At 57.5% G+C, this 18818-nt stretch carries 20 protein-coding genes; 7 read left to right on the top strand and 13 right to left on the bottom strand.

Annotation, left to right across the window (positions count from 1 at the left end):
• Positions 1–9: 9 nt before the first annotated feature.
• Entirely contained in the window at positions 10–942 is a 933-nt protein-coding gene (locus tag CU081_RS06025) for a LysR substrate-binding domain-containing protein (protein ID WP_003861682.1), read from the top strand.
• Positions 943–981: 39 nt separating this feature from the next.
• Here CU081_RS06025 and mdcH read toward each other — a convergent pair whose 3' ends face one another.
• The 8 genes from mdcH to mdcA form a co-directional block, all read right to left on the bottom strand.
• Positions 982–1878, bottom strand: coding sequence for a malonate decarboxylase subunit epsilon (gene mdcH / locus CU081_RS06020; RefSeq protein WP_003861680.1), 897 nt, complete (start codon positions 1876–1878; stop codon positions 982–984).
• The gene (locus CU081_RS06015; protein ID WP_003861679.1) at positions 1878–2495 is read right to left on the bottom strand and encodes a malonate decarboxylase holo-ACP synthase; all 618 of its coding nucleotides are present in this window, start codon (positions 2493–2495) and stop codon (positions 1878–1880) included. Before CU081_RS06015 ends, mdcH begins: the two co-directional genes overlap by 1 nt.
• A gap of 2 nt (positions 2496–2497) precedes the next feature.
• Positions 2498–3457: an AEC family transporter gene (locus CU081_RS06010; protein ID WP_003861677.1), complete on the bottom strand. Its 960-nt coding sequence runs from the start codon at positions 3455–3457 to the stop codon at positions 2498–2500.
• 123 nt (positions 3458–3580) lie between these two features.
• Entirely contained in the window at positions 3581–4381 is an 801-nt protein-coding gene (mdcE, locus tag CU081_RS06005) for a biotin-independent malonate decarboxylase subunit gamma (protein ID WP_003861675.1), read from the bottom strand.
• Positions 4381–5214, bottom strand: a complete 834-nt coding sequence (locus tag CU081_RS06000) for a biotin-independent malonate decarboxylase subunit beta (RefSeq protein WP_003861672.1) — start codon at positions 5212–5214, stop codon at positions 4381–4383. The genes mdcE and CU081_RS06000 overlap by 1 nt, the downstream gene beginning before the upstream one ends.
• Complete coding sequence (mdcC, locus tag CU081_RS05995; RefSeq protein WP_000411786.1) at positions 5207–5506, bottom strand: malonate decarboxylase acyl carrier protein; 300 nt, start codon at positions 5504–5506, stop codon at positions 5207–5209. Before mdcC ends, CU081_RS06000 begins: the two co-directional genes overlap by 8 nt.
• Before the next feature lie 9 nt (positions 5507–5515).
• The gene (locus CU081_RS05990; RefSeq protein WP_003861671.1) at positions 5516–6373 is read right to left on the bottom strand and encodes a triphosphoribosyl-dephospho-CoA synthase; all 858 of its coding nucleotides are present in this window, start codon (positions 6371–6373) and stop codon (positions 5516–5518) included.
• Positions 6373–8028 (bottom strand): malonate decarboxylase subunit alpha, encoded by a 1656-nt coding sequence (gene mdcA / locus CU081_RS05985; RefSeq protein WP_003861669.1) that lies wholly within the window; start codon positions 8026–8028, stop codon positions 6373–6375. Before mdcA ends, CU081_RS05990 begins: the two co-directional genes overlap by 1 nt.
• 228 nt (positions 8029–8256) lie before the next feature.
• On the opposite strand from mdcA, the gene CU081_RS05980 reads away from it, so the two are divergent.
• The 3 genes from CU081_RS05980 to CU081_RS05970 are packed head-to-tail and all read left to right on the top strand — an operon-like array spanning position 8257 to position 10394.
• Positions 8257–9279, top strand: a complete 1023-nt coding sequence (locus CU081_RS05980) for a hydrolase (protein WP_003861667.1) — start codon at positions 8257–8259, stop codon at positions 9277–9279.
• On the top strand, positions 9276–9494 hold the full coding sequence (locus tag CU081_RS05975) for a YheU family protein (protein WP_003861664.1): 219 nt from the start codon (positions 9276–9278) through the stop codon (positions 9492–9494). Before CU081_RS05980 ends, CU081_RS05975 begins: the two co-directional genes overlap by 4 nt.
• A 30-nt stretch (positions 9495–9524) precedes the next feature.
• On the top strand, positions 9525–10394 hold the full coding sequence (locus CU081_RS05970) for a phosphoribulokinase (RefSeq protein ID WP_003861663.1): 870 nt from the start codon (positions 9525–9527) through the stop codon (positions 10392–10394).
• Between the two features lie 66 nt (positions 10395–10460).
• On the opposite strand, the gene CU081_RS05965 is transcribed toward CU081_RS05970, so the two are convergent.
• On the bottom strand, positions 10461–10865 hold the full coding sequence (locus CU081_RS05965) for an OsmC family protein (protein WP_003861661.1): 405 nt from the start codon (positions 10863–10865) through the stop codon (positions 10461–10463).
• Positions 10866–11175: 310 nt separating this feature from the next.
• On the opposite strand from CU081_RS05965, the gene crp reads away from it, so the two are divergent.
• Together crp and CU081_RS05945 are read left to right on the top strand one after the other, a co-directional pair.
• The gene (crp, locus tag CU081_RS05950) at positions 11176–11808 is read left to right on the top strand and encodes a cAMP-activated global transcriptional regulator CRP (RefSeq protein WP_000242758.1); all 633 of its coding nucleotides are present in this window, start codon (positions 11176–11178) and stop codon (positions 11806–11808) included.
• A gap of 57 nt (positions 11809–11865) precedes the next feature.
• Positions 11866–13953 (top strand): YccS/YhfK family putative transporter, encoded by a 2088-nt coding sequence (locus CU081_RS05945; protein ID WP_003861657.1) that lies wholly within the window; start codon positions 11866–11868, stop codon positions 13951–13953.
• On the opposite strand, the gene argD is transcribed toward CU081_RS05945, so the two are convergent.
• The 4 genes from argD to ppiA form a co-directional block, all read right to left on the bottom strand.
• On the bottom strand, positions 13950–15170 hold the full coding sequence (argD, locus tag CU081_RS05940) for a bifunctional acetylornithine/succinyldiaminopimelate transaminase (RefSeq protein ID WP_003861656.1): 1221 nt from the start codon (positions 15168–15170) through the stop codon (positions 13950–13952). The two genes, CU081_RS05945 and argD, sit on opposite strands and share 4 nt — an antisense overlap.
• 87 nt (positions 15171–15257) lie before the next feature.
• A complete protein-coding gene (gene pabA, locus CU081_RS05935; RefSeq protein WP_003861654.1) occupies positions 15258–15821 on the bottom strand; it encodes an aminodeoxychorismate synthase component 2 in 564 nt (187 codons plus the stop codon).
• 30 nt (positions 15822–15851) lie between these two features.
• Positions 15852–16436: a putative adenosine monophosphate-protein transferase Fic gene (locus CU081_RS05930; protein ID WP_003861652.1), complete on the bottom strand. Its 585-nt coding sequence runs from the start codon at positions 16434–16436 to the stop codon at positions 15852–15854.
• Between the two features lie 105 nt (positions 16437–16541).
• Positions 16542–17114: a peptidylprolyl isomerase A gene (gene ppiA, locus CU081_RS05925; RefSeq protein WP_003861649.1), complete on the bottom strand. Its 573-nt coding sequence runs from the start codon at positions 17112–17114 to the stop codon at positions 16542–16544.
• A gap of 278 nt (positions 17115–17392) precedes the next feature.
• On the opposite strand from ppiA, the gene tsgA reads away from it, so the two are divergent.
• The gene (gene tsgA / locus CU081_RS05915; RefSeq protein WP_003861648.1) at positions 17393–18577 is read left to right on the top strand and encodes an MFS transporter TsgA; all 1185 of its coding nucleotides are present in this window, start codon (positions 17393–17395) and stop codon (positions 18575–18577) included.
• Positions 18578–18818 lie beyond the last annotated feature (241 nt).

Genomic DNA, 18818 nt, shown 5'->3' with positions numbered 1-18818 from the left:
GGGAGGGTTATGAGCTTCGATACCACGAGCGAGATTACATTCCGTAAGCTCAGCATCTTCATGACGTTCATGGAGAAGGGCAATATCGCACGTACCGCCGAAACGCTCGGCCTGAGCGGCGTCAGCGTGCACCGCGCGCTGCATACCCTGGAAGAGAATGTCCGCTGCCCGCTCTTTACCCACAAAGGGCGTAACCTGATTGCCCTCCCCTCCGCGTGGACGCTGCTGGAGTATTGTCAGGAGGTGATGCAGGTGATGGAGCGCGGGCTGGAAGAGTCGCGCAAGGTCGCCGGCATTGGTCAGGGGCGGTTACGCGTCGGCACGCTCTACTCGCTAACGCTGGAAACCGTGCCGCGCCTGATAATGGGCATGAAGCTGCGCCGTCCGGATCTGGAGATGGATCTGACGATGGGCTCGAACGAAACCCTGCTCCATATGCTGGATGAGGGATCGCTGGATGCGATTTTAATCTCTATCTCCGAAAGCGATATCGACCGTAACAGCCTCGAAGTGCTTCCTCTGTTCCATGACGATATTTTCCTTGCCGCACCGGCTTCTGCCACGCTGAATACCAGCGGCCCCGCCGATCTGCGTGACTATAAAGATCAGAAGTTTGTCGCCCTCGCGGAAGGGTTCGCCACTTACGCCGGGTTTCAGGAAGCGTTTCATATCGCCGGTTTCGAGCCGGAGATTGTGACGCGCGTGAACGATATCTTCTCGATGCTGAGCCTGGTGCAGGCGGGAGTCGGGTTTACGCTGATGCCGGGCAGGATGAAGAAAGTGTACGAAAATTCGGTGCAGCTACTGAAGCTGGCGCAGCCGTACCAGATGCAGCAGCTGATTGCGATCGTCTTTGCCCGCAACCGCGAGCAGGATCCGAGCCTGCGGGCGCTGGCCGCGGAAGGGCGGATGTATGCCAGAAGTTTGCAGGATAGTGCCTGATGTTATTGCCCGGTGGCGCTACGCTTACCGGGCAAAAAGTCACCGCTGAAGCCGACCCGCCAGATGCACCGCCACATCCACTCCGCTGCGCTCCAGCGAAATGGATTCGCCTTCCCACGCCGCCTGCCGCGTCAGACAGGTCAGAATACCCCCAGGCGGCATCTCAATCGCCAGACGCGCTTCGCGCTCGTTAGCGGAAATCACCGCCTCCTGCCAGCGCACGGTTCGCGCCATATTCATCGCCAGGTCGTCGGCAATTTTCTCTGGCTGCCAAAGCACGCGCCCGGTACTGCCGCTCAGGTACGCGCAGCGGGGGCGTGAAAGCGTGACTGATTCAAACGCCGCGGCCAGCTTCTGCGCCGGTTCCGCCAGCAATTCACAGTGCGACGGCACGCTTACCGCCAGCCGTTTGGCCTTGTTCGCGCCCTTCGCCAGCGCGCGTTCGGCTACCTGCGCCATGCCGTCATCGGCTCCGGCAATCACGATCTGCGTTTCGGCGTTCAGGTTAGCGATATAGGTTCCTGTCCCCTGAATCAGGTTTTCCACCTGGGGCAGGGTCAACCCCATTATCGCCGTCAGGCCGTAGCCGTGGGGATACGCCTGCTCCATCAGATCGCCGCGCAGCGCCACCAGCTTCAGCGCGTCCGTAAAGTCCAGCGCACCGGCGATAACCGCCGCAGGATAAGCGCCAATGGACAGCCCGCTGACGATATCCGGCGACACGCCGCGACGTTCCAGCTCGCGCGCCCAGGCCACGCCAGCAATCAACAGCGAAAGCTGAACCGCGCGGGTGTGGGTTAACGAGGATGCGCTGTCCAGGGTATCAACTTCCGCCCCCAGCACAGCACGGGCCTGCTCCAGCTCTGTTCCCGGCAGGTTTTGCAGCATACCTTCATGCTGTGTGCCCTGCCCTGGAAAGGTAAACAGTATTTTCATTACTCCTCCCTGTGCCATGGATCCGCCACCAGGCGCGGCCCATATTGCGTTTTTAACAGCGTTTTGCCGTCGCGTAACCATTCCGCCAGCGCGAATCCGCCCTCGGGCGTATCCACCTGTGTATCCGCCCGGCACAACGCACGACTGAGCTGAGCCTGCCAGTCAGTAAACGCCTCAGGGGAAACGGTACACGGGGCGCGGATCAGCAGATCGAGATCGCTGTCGGCGTGGATCACCGGAATGCCGGTCGCCAGCGCGTAACCCGTACTGCCGGTTATCCCCCACGTCCACGGCCATGACTGCTGCGCAAGCTGAAGCGCCACCTGAACCGGCGGCTGGGTGATAAACGGCGAACGCAGCAGGTCGGCGGCAACGCTCAAATCTTCGGGCGACACCACGCGCAACACGTTCTCAGGCTTCACCCATCCGGCCGCCCGCTGGTCGCGGCGCAATCCCCGCACGCCAACGGGAATACGGCCTTCATTATCAACATCACGCCGCACCACTACCGGCAGCCCGGTATGCCAGGCCGCGTCCACCCAGGATTCAGTAATCCCTTCCAGGGCGTCGCGCGCGGTAAGCCAGATGAGGTCGTGTGGGCGTAATGTTGTGGTCATGATTACATTCCTGAAGTCAGCGAGATAAACAGCGGCAGCGACAGGATACACAGTACGGAGCTTAACAGCAGCACGGCTTCAGCATCCGGCGACTGCACGCCAAAGCGGTTACCGAACACCACGCCAAAGAAGCCCGCGGACAGCGCAATCATCAGGATGGCGGTGATCGCCACGGAGCCGTGCAGACCGAAGATTAAAACGATACCCCAGGCAATCGCTGGCTGGATCAGCAGCTTGGCGATAGTAGAAGTGATCACCATGGTGTTGATCTGAAGCTTACGCGCGGAGAGGATCACGCCGGTCAGGAACAGCGCCGCAGCGGTCGCGGACAGTCCCAGCGGTTTAATCGCCGCCAGCACCAGCTCCGGCATTTTGATGCCGATAGCGGACAGGATCACACCCAGCAGCGGGCCCAACACGATCGGTTTTTTAATGGAGCGCCACATCAGCACCGGCAGCATGGAAAGCGTTGAACCGGAGTTATTGCCTTCGGCGCGGGCTTTCTCACGCTCCAGAATCAGCAGGCAGAACGGGGTCATCAGCACTGAACCACAGGCGATAGAGACCGCCACGGACAGCGACGTTGAAGAGCCTTCGCCCAGCACGCTGCCCAGAATCGGCAGGCCAAGCGCCGCGTAGTTTGGCAAGGCGACGGTCAGCGTCAGCACGGCCGCATCCTGCGGGGATTTTTTAAATACGTTTGTCGCGAGGAAGTAGATGACCGCATAGGTGATCCACATCGCCAGGGTGAGCACCAGGATCAGCGGCGACTGCGCCACGATGCCGGTCCACGGGGTTTGCACGGTGGCGCTGAATAGCGCGGCCGGGAGTGCAAAATCCATCACGAAGATATTCAGCAGGGAAACATTTTTGTTATCGACCATCTTTGCCTTACCGGCCCAGAATCCCAGCAGCATGATGACGAAAATCGGTGCAAGAGCATGAACAATTACGTAAGTCATAAATCACCTGTAGTAAAAAAGTTTAAGCACTGGCGCGATGTTTATTATTTTCAGGATGCAGGTTCCCGCGTGGACGCAACGGGCGCGCCCACGGGGTGATGCATCTGGCAGGTCTCTTTTTACTTACCAGCTGGCTCGCATACGTTCACGTACGAGCGCTGAGCTGCGGCGGTTGTCAGCACCCAGACGGTTTTTCAACGTGGTATCCTGACGAGCGTCACTGATGGCCTGTTGCAGGGTGGTTTTCACCCGCGTCAGATCGCTTTCGGAAGGGGCATCCGGATTGCTGATATCCAGCAGGTCGGAAAGCAGCCCCAGCGTGGCGTAGTTGCTGATGTCGTACGCCATTGGCGGAATGGTTGCCGCCAGTTTTTCCAGCGCCTCAACGGTACGCAGCGTAATGCGCGCCGCAGACTCTTTGCCCATGGCGTGGATCAGCACGCCTTTATCGTTGAAGGCAATCAGACGGTTAGCCTGGTAGCCGTGCGCCAGAAACGCGCCGGACATGGCCTTACCGACGATAAGACCAATCACCGGATGACCTGCCAGCCGCGCATTAGCGTAGGCGGCAGCGGCGCCGGCCAGCGCCTGGTGGATGCCAAACGCCTCTTCGCGACGGCCATAGGCCTGGCTTGGGACGTCGATTACCGCCACAATCGGGCGCTTCACGGCTTTATCTGCATCAGCGGCAACGGTTTCGCTGACCACTTTTGCCAGCGTCCAGCCTTCCAGCAGGCCGACTTCCCCTTGCGCCGCGCGCGGGAAGTGGTTGTTGGCGTCCGGCACCACGGCGACAAAACGCACCGTTTCACCGTTCAGCTCGCCGTCTGCGGCCTGCACGGACGGGCATAACCCCTCCAGACGTTTCGCGTTCGGGGCCAGAGTTTCCAGCCAGAGTTCGCCACGGCTAATTGAGTTAGTCATCATTTCACCTCCCGGGCAAAAAGCGCTTTAATCTGTTCGGCATCGGCCTGTTTGCGGGTGTCGAAATTCGTCAGACGGTTCAGATAATCGTCGTAGTTATCGGTGCGATGTTTCGCCGGTACGCCTTTGGCGATGGCCTCGTTCATCGCGGCTTTCACCGCGTTCACGCCGTCGCCGACGAGCGCGTCCACCAGCCCGCTTTCATAGCGCACTTCGCCGCCGGTCATGCTCCAGATAAACGGACGGTCGCGGGAGTCGTACTCTTCAATGCCCGCTTCCTGCTCAATAACCTGCGGGCCGTTGAGGCCAAGACGCGCTTCGCGGGTCACAATCAGATAGCTGCACAGCGCCGCGGCGATAGACATCCCGCCGAAGCAGCCTACGGTCCCGGCGACAATCCCGACGACCGGGGTATAGCGACGCAGGTCAACGATCGCGGCGTGGATATCGGCAATCGCCGCCAGGCCAAGGTTGGCTTCCTGCAAACGCACGCCACCGGTTTCGAGGCACAGTACCGCCTGAGTCGGAATGCCGTTGCGGTTATCTTCCGCCGCCAGCTCCAGCGCCGCCGCCATTTTGGCGCCGGACACTTCGCCCATGCTGCCGCCCTGGAAGGTGCCTTCAATCGCCACCACCACCGCAGGCTGGCCGTTGATGGTCCCTTTCGCGACCACCATGCCATCATCAGCCTGAGGAACAATCCCCTGTGGCCCAAGCCATGGCGAGATAATGCCTTCGAACGGATCCAGCAGTTCGCGGTAGCTGCCGTCGTCGAGCAGCGCCTGTGCACGCTGGCGCGCTTTTAGTTCGATAAAGCTGCTGTCATCACGCATGATTCACCCCTTCAAAGACCTGTTCGATACGAATGCGTGCCACGCCCGGCGTCGCGCCGAAGTCGTGGATAGTCAGCTTACCTGCGGGCAGGCTGCTGACGGTTTGCAGGCGGTTGAACAACGCCTCCCAGCGCCCGCGGCTGTTGTCGACGGAGGTGGTGATATCAATGGTTAAGGTCTGGCCCGGTTCGGCGGTGAAAAGCACCTCCATATCCCCGGAACCGACTACCCCTGCCAGCGCCCTGCCGCTTACTTCGCGGCTGGCGGGCACGGTCAATGTGATTTTTTCCATAACATCCTCTTAATGCTTTGAATAGGGCGTTTCGACGCGGTCAAGAAACAGCGTGGCGGCAAGCAGGTCTGCGGCTCCGCCCGGCGAGGCGTTAAGCGCCAGCATCTGACGGTCTAACCGCGCCAGCGCCTGCTGCCCGGCGAGCGTTGCGCATCCTCCGGCGTTCAGCACTGCACGGGCGCCGTTCTGCATGGCGTCCAGCCCCTCCATGCCGGCGCGCGACAGCACGCAGGTGTCGGTGAGCGAGGTCATGATCGCCATCAGCGCGTCGAGTCTGGCCTGCGTTTCGCTGCTGCCGTTGAGACGGCTGAGGCGAAGCTGCGGCAGCGCGCGCTGCATGATGTGCGGAAACGCCTGCTGAGCCTCTTCACGCGCACCCGGTACACGGTAGCGGTGCGTGACGCGTAACCCCTTGCTGAACACTTTCGGCGCCACGTCATCCGGCAGCTTCGCCAGCTGAGCGGCGGTGTTCGCGACGGTTTGCGCACGGGCATCGCCGCCCAGCATCGCCACCGCGCTCACCAGCAATCCCAGCGCCCAGATCGCGCCACGGTGCGTGTTCACGCCGTCGGTAGCGGCCATCATCTGCCGTTCACCTTCGCGACCCAGGCGGCCAACGGTTTGCCGGAGGGCAATATCCGCCGGACGCTGCCAGCTCTGCTGTGCCAGCGCCTGAAACGTGGGGGTCAGGCTGCGAGCGGAGCGCTCCATCAGCGCAAGCGATAAATCGTGGTGCGCGCCGTTCCCCCGGCTGTCCACCAGACCGGGTTTCGGGCTTAAACGTGCTTCGTCAATCAGACACTGCGTGGCGGTTCGCGCCAGCCATTCGGCACCGCCTTCAACCTGGATCTGGGGCAGAAGTTTCATTACCAGCTCCGGAATTTCGCAGGTGGGTTATACAGACCACCGGACCACTCAACGAGGTCAGCCACGCTGCCCGCAGCCAGCAGAGAGCGAGTGGCATCGGTACGACGAATGCCCATATCTTCCGGATACACAACCTTGCCGCTCTGGCGCAGTTCCGCCACGCGTTTGGCGTCAACGCCCAGACCGATATCGGTGATACCCGCCACGGCGGCGACCATGGCGCGACGCTCTTCCAGATCTTTCGCCCGGTAGAGGTAAGCAATCCCCTCTTCCGTCAGCACGTGGGTGACGTCATCGCCATAAATCATGACCGGTGCCAGCGGCATACCGGAGGCTTTCGCGACGTCAACAGCGTCGAGTTTTTCCACGAAGGTTGGCTTCACGCCCGCCTGGAAGGTTTCCACCATCTGCACAACCAGCTTTTTACCGCGTTGCATCGGGTCAGGCTCGGTGATCATGTTCAGCCAGGCCGGTGTGGCGTGGCGACGACCGTGCGGATCGTGGCCCATGTTTGGCGCGCCGCCGAAGCCGGAAAGACGGCCGCGGGTCACGGTTGAGGAGTTAGCGTAACCATCAACCTGTAGCGTGGAGCCGATAAACATATCGACCGCGTACTGACCAGCCAGCTGACAGAAGGCGCGGTTAGAGCGCATGGAGCCGTCAGCACCGGTAAAGAACACGTCCGGACGGGCGCGGATGTACTCTTCCATCCCCAGCTCGCCGCCGAAGCAGTGGACGCTCTCCACCCAGCCGCTTTCGATGGCCGGGATCAGCGTTGGATGCGGGTTCAAAGTCCAGTGTTTACAGATTTTGCCTTTGAGTCCGAGCTGTTCGCCGTAGGTTGGCAGCAGCAGCTCGATCGCTGCGGTGTTAAAGCCAATCCCGTGGTTCAGGGACTGCACCTGGTGTTCGGCGTAGATGCCTTTAATCGCCATCATCGCCATCAGGATGTGTTCCTGTTTGATCAGGCGTGGGTCGCGGGTGAAAAGCGGTTCGATAAAGAACGGCTTATCGGCAACCACCACAAAATCAATCCACGAGCCCGGAATATCCACACGCGGAAGGTCGCACTCGTCATCCACCAGCTCGTTCACCTGCGCGATGACGATGCCGTCGTGGAACGCGGCGGCTTCCACCAGCGCCGGGGTATCTTCGGTACTCGCCCCGGTATAGAGGTTGCCTTTGCGGTCCGCTTTAAAACCGGCAATCAGCGCCACGTTTGGCGAAAGGTCGACGTATAAACGTGAGTAGAGTTCGATGTAGGTGTGAATCGCCCCGATTTCGAGCTGACCATCCTCCAGCAGCTGCGAAATGCGCAGGCTTTGCGTACCGGAGAAGGAGAAGTCGAGCTTGCGGGCGATGCCTTTCTCAAAGATGTCCAGATGTTCGCTGCGGCCCACGCTCGGCATGATCATATGCAGATCGTGCACGATTTGCGGGTTCACTTCCGCCAGTGAACGGGAAAGGAAATCCGCCTGCTTCTGGTTGTTGCCTTCCAGAACGACTTTGTCGCCTGGTGCGATCAGTTTTTCCAGCATGGCGACAAGATCGCCGGTTGGCAGTACCTTGCCCTGCACCGGTACGGACGCCAGACGACGCGCTTTCTCACTGCGTCGGGTGTTCCATTGCCGGGTGGGTGTTTGCCCAGATAACATTATTAACCTCCTGATTCAGCACATCATTCTGATTTGCTTAACGTTGAGTAAAGTGTGCGCTCTGGTGAGAAAGGCATCAATTAAGCGTAGAGGCAAATCATTAGCCTGAGAGTAATAATCGAGGTAAATATTTGTGATCGGGATCAGTTCATGTTTCGGAAAAACGGGCTAAACGGGGTACAATTCGGAAGGTATAGTTAATTTCTGACAAGAATCAGCATCGCCCTTATGACCCAAATCATTCCCTCAGACTTCGACATTGCAGCCGAAGAGAGCGCAGAGTTCGTGCCCATGCGCGGTGTGGCTAACCCTCACCTGCAAACCATGCTGCCGCGCCTGATCCGCCGCAAGGTACAGTTCACCCCGCACTGGCAACGCCTGGATTTGCCGGATGGCGACTTTTTGGATCTCGCCTGGAGCGAAGATCCGGATCGGGCCAGACATAAACCCCGTCTGGTGGTGTTTCACGGTCTGGAAGGCAGCCTGCACAGCCCTTACGCACACGGACTCATTGAGGCGGCGAAAGCCCGCGGCTGGCTTGGGGTGGTGATGCATTTTCGCGGATGCAGCGGCGAGCCTAATCGTCAGAAACGCATTTATCACTCGGGTGAAACCGAGGACGGCACCTGGTTCCTGCGCTGGCTAAGAGACAATTTCGGCGAGGCGCCAACGGCAGCGGTGGGGTATTCGCTGGGCGGCAATATGCTGGCCTGTCTGCTGGCGAAGGAGAGCGACGCCGTACCGCTGGATGCGGCGGTGATTGTCTCTGCGCCGTTTATGCTGGAGCAGTGCAGCTATCATATGGAAAAGGGCTTTTCGCGAGTGTACCAGCGCTACCTGCTCAACCTGCTGAAAGCCAACGCCGCGCGCAAGCTGAAGGCCTATCCGGATACGCTGCCTGTGACGCTGCAACAGCTCAAACGCGTGAAGCGCCTGCGCGAGTTTGATGATTTGATCACCTCGAAAATTCACGGTTTTGCCGATGCGATTGACTATTACCGTCAGTGCAGCGCCATGCCTTTACTGAATCAAATCACGAAACCCACGCTGATTATCCACTCCAAAGACGATCCGTTTATGGATCATCACTCGATCCCCGCCCCTGACTATCTGCCGGATAACGTGGAGTATCAGCTCACCGAGTTCGGCGGGCACGTCGGCTTTGTCGGCGGCACGCTGCGTCGGCCAAAAATGTGGCTTGAGACGCGTATACCCGACTGGTTAACGGCCTATCTGGACGGTAAAAAATGATTATTCCCTGGCAGGATCTCTCTCCCGAAACGCTCGATAATCTGATTGAAAGCTTTGTCTTGCGCGAAGGCACCGATTATGGTGAACATGAACGTTCGCTTGAACAAAAGGTCAACGATGTTAAGCGCCAGCTTAAAAGCGGCGACGTGGTGCTGGTATGGTCCGAACTGCATGAGACGGTCAATATCATGCCCCGCAACGCGTTTCATGGCTGATCTTTACACTTTTCCAGTCAGGGAGTTGCTATGTCTGCCAGACATCCGGTTATTGCCGTTACGGGTTCGAGTGGGGCGGGAACCACTACCACCAGCCTCGCCTTCCGCAAGATCTTCGCCCAGCTTAACTTACGGGCGGCCGAGGTAGAAGGCGACAGCTTTCACCGCTACACGCGCCCGGAGATGGATATGGCCATCCGCAAGGCGCGCGATCTGGGTAAACACATCAGCTACTTCGGCCCGGAGGCCAATGACTTCGGCCTGCTGGAGCAAACCTTCCGTGAATACGGGCAAAGCGGTACCGGGCAGTCCCGCAAGTATCTCCACACCTACGATGAAGCCGTGCCCTGGAACCAGGTCCCCGGCACGTTCACGCCCTGGCAGCCGCTGCCGGAACCGACTGACGTGCTGTTTTACGAAGGATTGCACGGCGGCGTGGTGACGCCTCAGCACGACGTGGCGCGCCACGTGGATTTGCTGGTGGGGGTGGTGCCGATTGTTAACCTTGAGTGGATCCAGAAGCTGACGCGTGACATGAGCGAGCGCGGCCATTCGCGAGAGGCGGTAATGGATTCGGTGGTGCGCTCCATGGAAGATTACATCAACTTCCTGACGCCGCAGTTCTCCCGAACCCACATTAACTTCCAGCGCGTCCCCACCGTGGACACCTCCAACCCGTTCGCCGCAAAAAGCATCCCTTCCCTGGACGAGAGCTTTGTGGTGATCCACTTCCGCAACCTGGAAGGCATTGATTACCCCTGGCTGCTGGCGATGCTACAAGGTTCGTTTATTTCGCACATGAATACGTTAGTGGTGCCCGGGGGAAAAATGGGGCTGGCAATGGAACTTATCATGACACCGCTGGTGCAGCGGCTGATGGAAGGGAAGCAGATCGCGTGAACATGTTCCCTCTCCCCGTGGGAGAGGGTTAGGGTGAGGGCATCAACACGCACGATGCCCCAATAATTAAGCCTCTATCACTTCATACGTATGGGTGATTTTTACCGCTTTCTCCAGCATTAACGCCACAGAGCAGTATTTCTCCGCAGAAAGGTCAACCGCACGCGAGACCGCCGCATCCTTCAGTTCTTTGCCAGTGACGATAAAGTGCAGATTAATATGCGTGAACAGGCGTGGCGCCTCTTCGCGACGTTCTGACGTCAGCTTCACTTCACAATCGGTCACGTCATGACGGCCTTTTTGCAGGATCGACACCACGTCGATCGCGCTGCATCCGCCCGCCGCCATCAGCACCATCTCCATCGGGCTTGGCGCTTTATCGCCGGAGTTGCCATCCATCAAAACCTGGTGCCCGGAAGCAGACTCGCCCAGGAACGTTAACCCTTCAACCCATTTCACACGCGCTTGCATATTCACTCACTCCAACGTTGCATTTTTTATGACAGATTACGTGTACGTTACATTTCTCGCAACGGAAGGCGACCTGCGTCATGCTGAAGCGAGACACCAGGAGACACGCGGCGAAAGCTATGCTAAAACACTCTGGATGCTACAGTAATACATTGACGTTACACATGTATGCAGAGGACATCAAACTTTACTGGCTGCGAAACGTTACGACAGCCGACTTCCCAGGTATGGGTAAGAATTCGATTGCAACCCCAGAGTCCGGATGCATCTTATGACTCTGGTGACAGCTTATAACAGAGGATAACAGCGCATGGTGCTTGGCAAACCGCAAACAGACCCGACTCTCGAATGGTTCTTGTCTCATTGCCACATTCATAAGTACCCATCAAAGAGCACGCTGATTCACCAGGGTGAAAAAGCGGAAACGTTGTATTACATCGTTAAAGGCTCGGTGGCCGTGCTGATCAAAGATGAAGAAGGGAAAGAGATGATCCTTTCTTATCTGAACCAGGGCGATTTTATCGGTGAACTGGGCCTGTTTGAAGAAGGCCAGGAACGTAGCGCCTGGGTTCGTGCAAAAACAGCATGTGAAGTGGCTGAAATTTCTTATAAGAAATTCCGTCAGCTGATTCAGGTCAACCCTGACATCCTGATGCGTCTCTCTTCCCAGATGGCACGCCGTCTGCAAGTGACCTCTGAGAAGGTAGGTAACCTCGCCTTCCTGGACGTAACCGGTCGTATCGCGCAGACGCTGCTGAACCTGGCGAAACAACCAGACGCCATGACTCACCCTGACGGTATGCAAATTAAAATTACCCGCCAGGAAATCGGTCAGATCGTCGGCTGCTCCCGTGAAACAGTGGGCCGTATCCTGAAGATGCTGGAAGATCAGAACCTGATCTCCGCCCACGGTAAAACCATCGTGGTTTATGGGACCCGTTAATTCCGGTCAAACGGCGTGCCGCCGCAGGGTGGCACGCCGTTTTTGTCTCTACTCCTCATGTGGCGCAGGCTGATCTATCACCCGGAAGTTAACTACGCACTACGACAAACGCTGGTGTTGTGTCTTCCCGTGGCCGTGGGCCTGCTCCTCGGACATCTTCAGCAAGGCCTGCTGTTTTCCCTCGTGCCCGCCTGCTGCAACATTGCCGGTCTGGATACGCCGCATAAACGCTTTTTTAAACGTCTGATTATTGGCGGCTGCCTGTTTGCCGGCTGTAGCCTTGCCGTACAACTCTTACTGGCCCGCGACATTCCTCTGCCGTTGATCCTGACCGTGCTGGCGATGACGCTCGGCGTCACCGCCGAAATCAGCTCGCTGCACGCCCGCCTGCTTCCCGCGTCGCTGATTGCCGCCATCTTCACCTTAAGCCTTGCAGGTAATATGCCGGTGTGGGAGCCATTGCTGATCTACGCCCTCGGCACGCTGTGGTACGGGCTGTTTAACTGGTTCTGGTTCTGGCTGTGGCGGGAACAGCCGCTGCGCGAATCCCTGAGCCTGCTCTACGTGCAGCTTGCTGAATACTGCGAAGCAAAATACACCCTGCTCACTCAACATACCGACCCGGAAAAATCCCTGCCGCCGCTACTGGCGCGCCAGCAAAAAGTGGTGGATCTGATCAGCCAGTGCTATCAGCAGTTGCACATGCTTGCCGCCAACAAAAATCATGAATACAAGCGGCTGCTGCGAATCTTCCAGGTCGGGCTGGATTTGCAGGAGCATATCTCCGTCAGCCTTCATAATCCGGAAGAGGTGCAAAAGCTGGTGGAGCGCAGCCATGCAGAAGCGGTGATCCGCTGGAACGCGCAGACCGTCGCGGCCCGCCTGCGGGTGCTGGCTGACGATATCCTCTATCACCGCTACCCGACGCGCTTTAACATGGACAAACAGCTCGGCGCGCTGGAAAAGATTGCGCGTCAGCACGCGGATAACCCGGTCGGGCAATTTGCTGCCTGGCATTTCAGCCGCATCGCCCGGGTGTTACGCACCCAGCGCCCGCTTTATGCCCGCGACCTGATGGCCGATAAGCAAAAACGGCTGCCGCTGCTGCCCGCGCTCAAAAGCTATCTTTCACTGAAATCTTCTGCCCTGCGCAATGCCGCACGGATCAGTGTGATGCTGAGCATCGCCAGCCTGATGGGGATGGCCCTGCACCTGCCGAAACCCTACTGGATCTTAATGACCGTACTGTTTGTTACCCAGAACGGCTATGGCGCCACGCGGGTGCGCATTCTGCATCGGGCGGGCGGTACGATGGCGGGGCTGATTATCGCGGGCGTGACGCTGCACTTCCACGTGCCGGAGGGCTATACCCTGGCCGGTATGCTGGCAATCACGCTGGTGAGCTATCTGATTATCCGCAAAAACTACGGCTGGGCGATGGTGGGCTTTACGGTGACGGCGGTGTATACCCTTCAACTGCTCACGCTTAACGGGGAACAGTTTATTATTGCCCGTCTGGTCGATACGCTGATTGGCTGCCTGATCGCCTTTGGCGGCATGGTCTGGCTGTGGCCGCAGTGGCAGAGCGGGCTGTTGAGGCAGAACGCCCACGACGCGCTGGAAGCTGACCAGCAGGCCATTCGTCTGATCCTGAGCGATGACCCACAACCCTCTCCGCTGGCCTACGAGCGCATGAAGGTCAACCAGGCGCATAACGCCCTGTTTAACTCCCTTAACCAGGCCATGCAGGAGCCGGGCTTTAACGCGCACTATCTGGCTGACATGAAGCTGTGGGTCACGCACAGCCAGTTTATCGTCGAGCATATCAATGCCATGACGACGCTGGCGCGGGAGCACACGATGCTGACGCCGGATCTGGCGCAGCGCTATTTGCAGTCGTGTGAAATTGCGTTGCAGCGCTGTCAGCAGCGCCTGGAGTATGATGCACCGGGCGAGTCAGGGGATTCGAACATTCTGGAAGCGCCGGAGACGCTGACCCATGGGCCGATGAGCACCCTTGAGCAGCATTTACAGCGCGTTCTCGGCCACCTGAACACCATGCACACCATTTCGTCGGTGGCATGGCGTCAGCGCCCGCATCACGGGATTTGGTTAACGCGCCGGTTAAAACGAACCGCGTATTAGCCGCTGACGATCTTCGCGACTGCCGCGGCAAAACGGGTTAATCCGTCTTCGATGTCTTTGTCTTCCACCACAAGCGATGGCGCAAAGCGCATCACGTCCGGCCCGGCATTGAGCACCATGACGCCTTCGTGCGCGGCGGCGTGCAGGAAATCGCGCGCGCGGCCTTTATACTGAGGCTTCAACTCGGCGCCAATCAGCAGCCCCATTCCGCGGATTTCGCTGAAGACATCAAACTGTTCGTCAATCTGCTGAAGATGTTTCACAAACAAATCGCGTTTCGCATTCACGCCATTCAGGACGTCCGGCGTATTAATGATATCGAACGCCGCACCCGCCACGGCACACGCCAGCGGATTACCGCCGTAGGTGGAGCCGTGTGAGCCCACATGAAATGCGGAAGCGATATCCTGGGTAGTGAGTACCGCACTGACCGGGAAACCGCCGCCGAGCGCTTTCGCGCTGGTCAGAATATCCGGCGTTACGCCGTAGTGCATATAAGCGAACAGATCCCCGGTACGACCCATCCCACACTGCACTTCATCAAACACCAGCAGCGCCTGGTGCTCGTCGCACAGTTCGCGCAGCCCTTGCAGAAATTCCGGGGTGGCCGCCGTGACGCCGCCTTCCCCCTGAATGGGCTCGACCACCACGGCACAGGTGTGATCGTCCATCACCGCTTTAACGGCGTGCAGATCGTTAAACGGCACGTGGATGATATCCGCAGGTTTCGGACCAAAGCCGTCGGAATACTTCGGCTGGCCGCCCACGGAAACGGTAAAGAACGAGCGACCGTGGAAGGCGTTATGGAAGGCGATGATTTTGGTTTTGTACGGACTATGACGCGTGGTTGCGTAGTAGCGCGCCAGCTTAAAGGCGGTTTCGTTGGCTTCGGTGCCGGAGTTCATAAACAGCACGCGTTCGGCGAAGGTGGCATCGATGATCTTACGCCCCAGACGCAGCGCCGGTTCGTTGGTGAACACGTTGCTGGTGTGCCACAGCGTTTCGCCCTGCGTTTTCAGCGCGTCCACCAGCGCAGGATGGCAATGGCCCAGTGCCGTCACCGCAATACCGCCTGCGAAATCAACATACTCGTTGCCCTGCTGATCCCAGACACGGCTGCCTCTCCCTTTCACCGGGATAAATTCAGCCGGTGCATAAATCGGCAGGATCACTTCATCGAATGTCGCGCGGGTAATTGCTGGTTGTTCAGTTGCCATGTCATGACCATCCATTTTTATGTCACAGTTATTGTGAAAATATAATCACAAAATATGCATAAAAAATCACAGCAAGGCAACCGATATTCAGCGATTAAGGAAATTGGCCAGCAGCGCGTGCCCCTGTTCGCTGAGAATGCTTTCCGGGTGGAACTGCACACCTTCCAGATCGTACTCGCGGTGGCGAATGCCCATGATCTCCTGCGTCTCGCTCCAGGCGGTAACCTCAAAGCAGGCCGGCAGGGTCGGCGGATCAATAATCAGAGAATGGTAGCGCGTCACGGTTAACGGATTGTTTAGCCCCAGGAATGCGCCGGTACCGGTGTGTGTGATCGGTGAGGTTTTGCCATGCATGACTTTCGCGGCACGGACAATGGTGGCGCCAAAGACCTGCGCAATGGCCTGGTGACCCAGGCAGACGCCCAGAATCGGCAGTTTGCCCGCATAGTGTTGGATTACCGCCAGCGAGATGCCGGACTCCGACGGGGTACACGGCCCGGGCGAAATCACGATTTTCTGAGGTGCCAGCGCGTCAATGTCATCCAGCGCGATCTCATCGTTACGGCGGACAACCACCTCTGCCCCCAGCTCGCAAAAATACTGGTAGAGGTTCCAGGTAAAGGAATCATAGTTATCAATCAGCAGAATCATGGCGGCTCCTGAAAAAATGGCCGCCCTATTTTACGCAGATTCCCGCGCTTCGCTCACAACTTTGGCGAAGATGACGTTCAGGGCGGTCAAATCCCCCATCGCCCCGCTCTGGTTGGCGGCAGCCCAGTCGTCCGGGTCGATCCCCTGCCAGTTCAGCACGTAGCCCGCATGAATAGCCAGTTGTTCAAAGAAGATCCGCTGGGCCACGCCATTACCGCTCATAAACGGATGTAGCATGTTGATTTCACAGTAGTAATGACTGATTCTGTCTGTAAACTCTTCTTTCTGAAGGCCTACCAGATATTTATCACTTTCCAGCGAAGCCATCAGCTCATTACCCACTTTCTCGATGTACTCGAAATGGCAAAAAGGAATGTCGCCCTTGGAAATATCGGCGGTGCGCAGCTCGCCCGCGCCTTTCATTTCGTTGCGGAATAAATGGCGGTGAATAAGACACAGATGGGGTAAACCCGGTGCGGAAGGCCCCAGTTCCAGCGTCTCGATATCGGGTTCAGCGGGCCCCTTACCTTTTTCAAGGAGGCAGCTGGCCTGAAAATTGACACTACGTTGTTGCTCCCAGAGACGGGATTTTTGCTTGTCGGTGAGTTTTTTCACTACGCCTCCCTGAATAGTCCGTTTGCCACAAGTATAAGCAGCAAAACGCGCTTTCGCAGGGAGGGCGGAAAGACACGGGCAGGATATGCCCGTGTGGACGAACGATTACGGCAGCACTTTCGCGGAGAGAATGACGACAGGCTTAGTCGGCACATTCTGGTATGGACCGACATCGTGAGTCTGAACCTGAGAGATCTTATCCGCCACGTCCATGCCTTTCACCACTTTGCCAAACACCGCGTAGCCAAAGTCGCGCTGACCGTGGTCCAGGAAGGCGTTATCAGCCACGTTGAGGAAGAACTGGCTGGTGGCGCTGTCTTTGTCCGCCGTACGCGCCATCGAGATGGTGCCGCGCTTGTTCAGCAGGCCGTTGTCAGCTTCATTTTTGATGGGCGGGTTAGGCTGTTTCTGCTGCATCTGCTCGTTAAAACCGCCACCCTGAATCATAAAGCCCGGGATCACGCGGTGGAATGTGGTGTTGTTATAAAAACCACTGTTCACGTAGTCGAGGAAGTTTTTCACCGAAACAGGGGCTTTCTGGCTATCCAGCTCCAGCTCAATATTCCCCGCAGAGGTAGTCAGCAGGACGTGAGGGTCTCCTTTGGCTGCCAGCGCAGCAGGGGAAACGGCAGAAAGAGCAAACACAGCTGCAACAGCCGCCAGTGTTGATTTGAGCATGAGAATTCCTTAACAAAGCGCAGTATAAAAAGCGAATGGCTTGATTCTAAAGAGCAGTATGAACCCAGACCAGTCTTTTACCTAATTTTACCAAATTGAAACAATTATTACCGCGCAAACGATTGTTCATCCCGCAACGTAATGTGATCTGCATCACGTTAAAACCTGCAATTGTGCTCAAAATTTTCTGAAAAGATTTAATTAGATCACTTTCGCGACTAAAATCTGCCCGCTCAAACGCAGTCATTGCGTTTTTCTTTACTTTTAACAGGCCAGACATGACTAACAGCAATCGCATCAAGCTCACATGGATCAGCTTCTTCTCTTACGCCCTGACCGGCGCGTTGGTGATCGTCACCGGGATGGTGATGGGAAATATCGCAGACTACTTCCAGCTGCCCGTTTCCAGCATGAGTAACACCTTCACCTTCCTGAACGCGGGGATCCTGATCTCTATTTTCCTTAATGCCTGGCTGATGGAAATCGTGCCGCTGAAAACGCAGCTGCGTTTTGGCTTCGTGCTGATGGTTGCCGCCGTGGCGGGCCTGATGTTGAGCCACAGCATCGCCCTCTTCTCTGCCGCCATGTTCGTACTGGGCCTGGTGAGCGGGATCACCATGTCGATCGGTACGTTTCTGATTACGCACATGTATGAAGGCCGCCAGCGCGGCGCGCGTCTGCTGTTCACCGACTCCTTCTTCAGCATGGCCGGGATGATTTTCCCGATGGTCGCCGCGTATCTTCTGGCGCGCAGCATTGAGTGGTACTGGGTATATGCCTGCATTGGTCTGGTCTATGTCGCGATCTTTATTCTCACCTTCGGCTGCGAGTTCCCGGTGCTGGGCAAAAAAGCGCAGACAACATCCGAGCCGGTTGCGAAAGAAAAATGGGGTATCGGCGTACTGTTCCTCTCCATCGCCGCGCTGTGTTACATCCTCGGCCAGCTGGGCTTTATCTCCTGGGTTCCAGAGTATGCTAAAGGTCTGGGCATGAGCCTGAACGACGCGGGTAAACTGGTGAGCGATTTCTGGATGTCTTACATGTTCGGCATGTGGGCGTTTAGCTTTATCCTGCGCTTCTTCGACCTGCAACGGATCCTGACCGTTCTGGCGGGTCTGGCGACCGTGCTGATGTATCTGTTCATCAACGGTTCCCCGGAGCATATGCCGTGGTTCATCCTGACCCTGGGCTTCTTCTCCAGCGCGATTTATACCTCGATCATCACCCTTGGCTCTCTTCAGACCAAAGTGGCCTCGCCAAAGCTGGTGAACTTCGTGCTGACCTGCGGCACCATCGGCACCATGCTGACCTTCGTGGTCACGGGCCCGATTGTTGCGCACAGCGGCCCGCTGGCGGCGCTGCATACCGCTAACGGTCTGTACGCCGTGGTGTTTATCATGTGCTTCGTGCTGGGCTTTGTGACCCGTCACCGTCAACACAACCCGGCAACAGCTACCCACTAATCGCCGTAACCCCTTTGCGTACTGCAAAGGGGTTTCCCCCAGCTCACCCGCCCTGCCCGCCGATGGGTAAAAACCCCATTAATTTTGTGCGAAAAACGAACAAGCACAAAAATCAAACAATATCCGTCACTTATAAAAATCCTGACAAATCATAGATATACCCCCTAAGGGGTAGGTGAAGGCGTATTTGATTTGCATCAATAAGTGCCCCTGCTGAATCGTTAAGGTAGGCAGTAATAGA

It is taken from the genome of Enterobacter sp. CRENT-193 (assembly GCF_002787395.1).
Taxonomy (GTDB): domain Bacteria; phylum Pseudomonadota; class Gammaproteobacteria; order Enterobacterales; family Enterobacteriaceae; genus Enterobacter; species Enterobacter hormaechei_C.
Note: the sequence above shows the minus strand (reverse complement) of the source record. Positions and strands in the feature narration are given on the sequence as shown.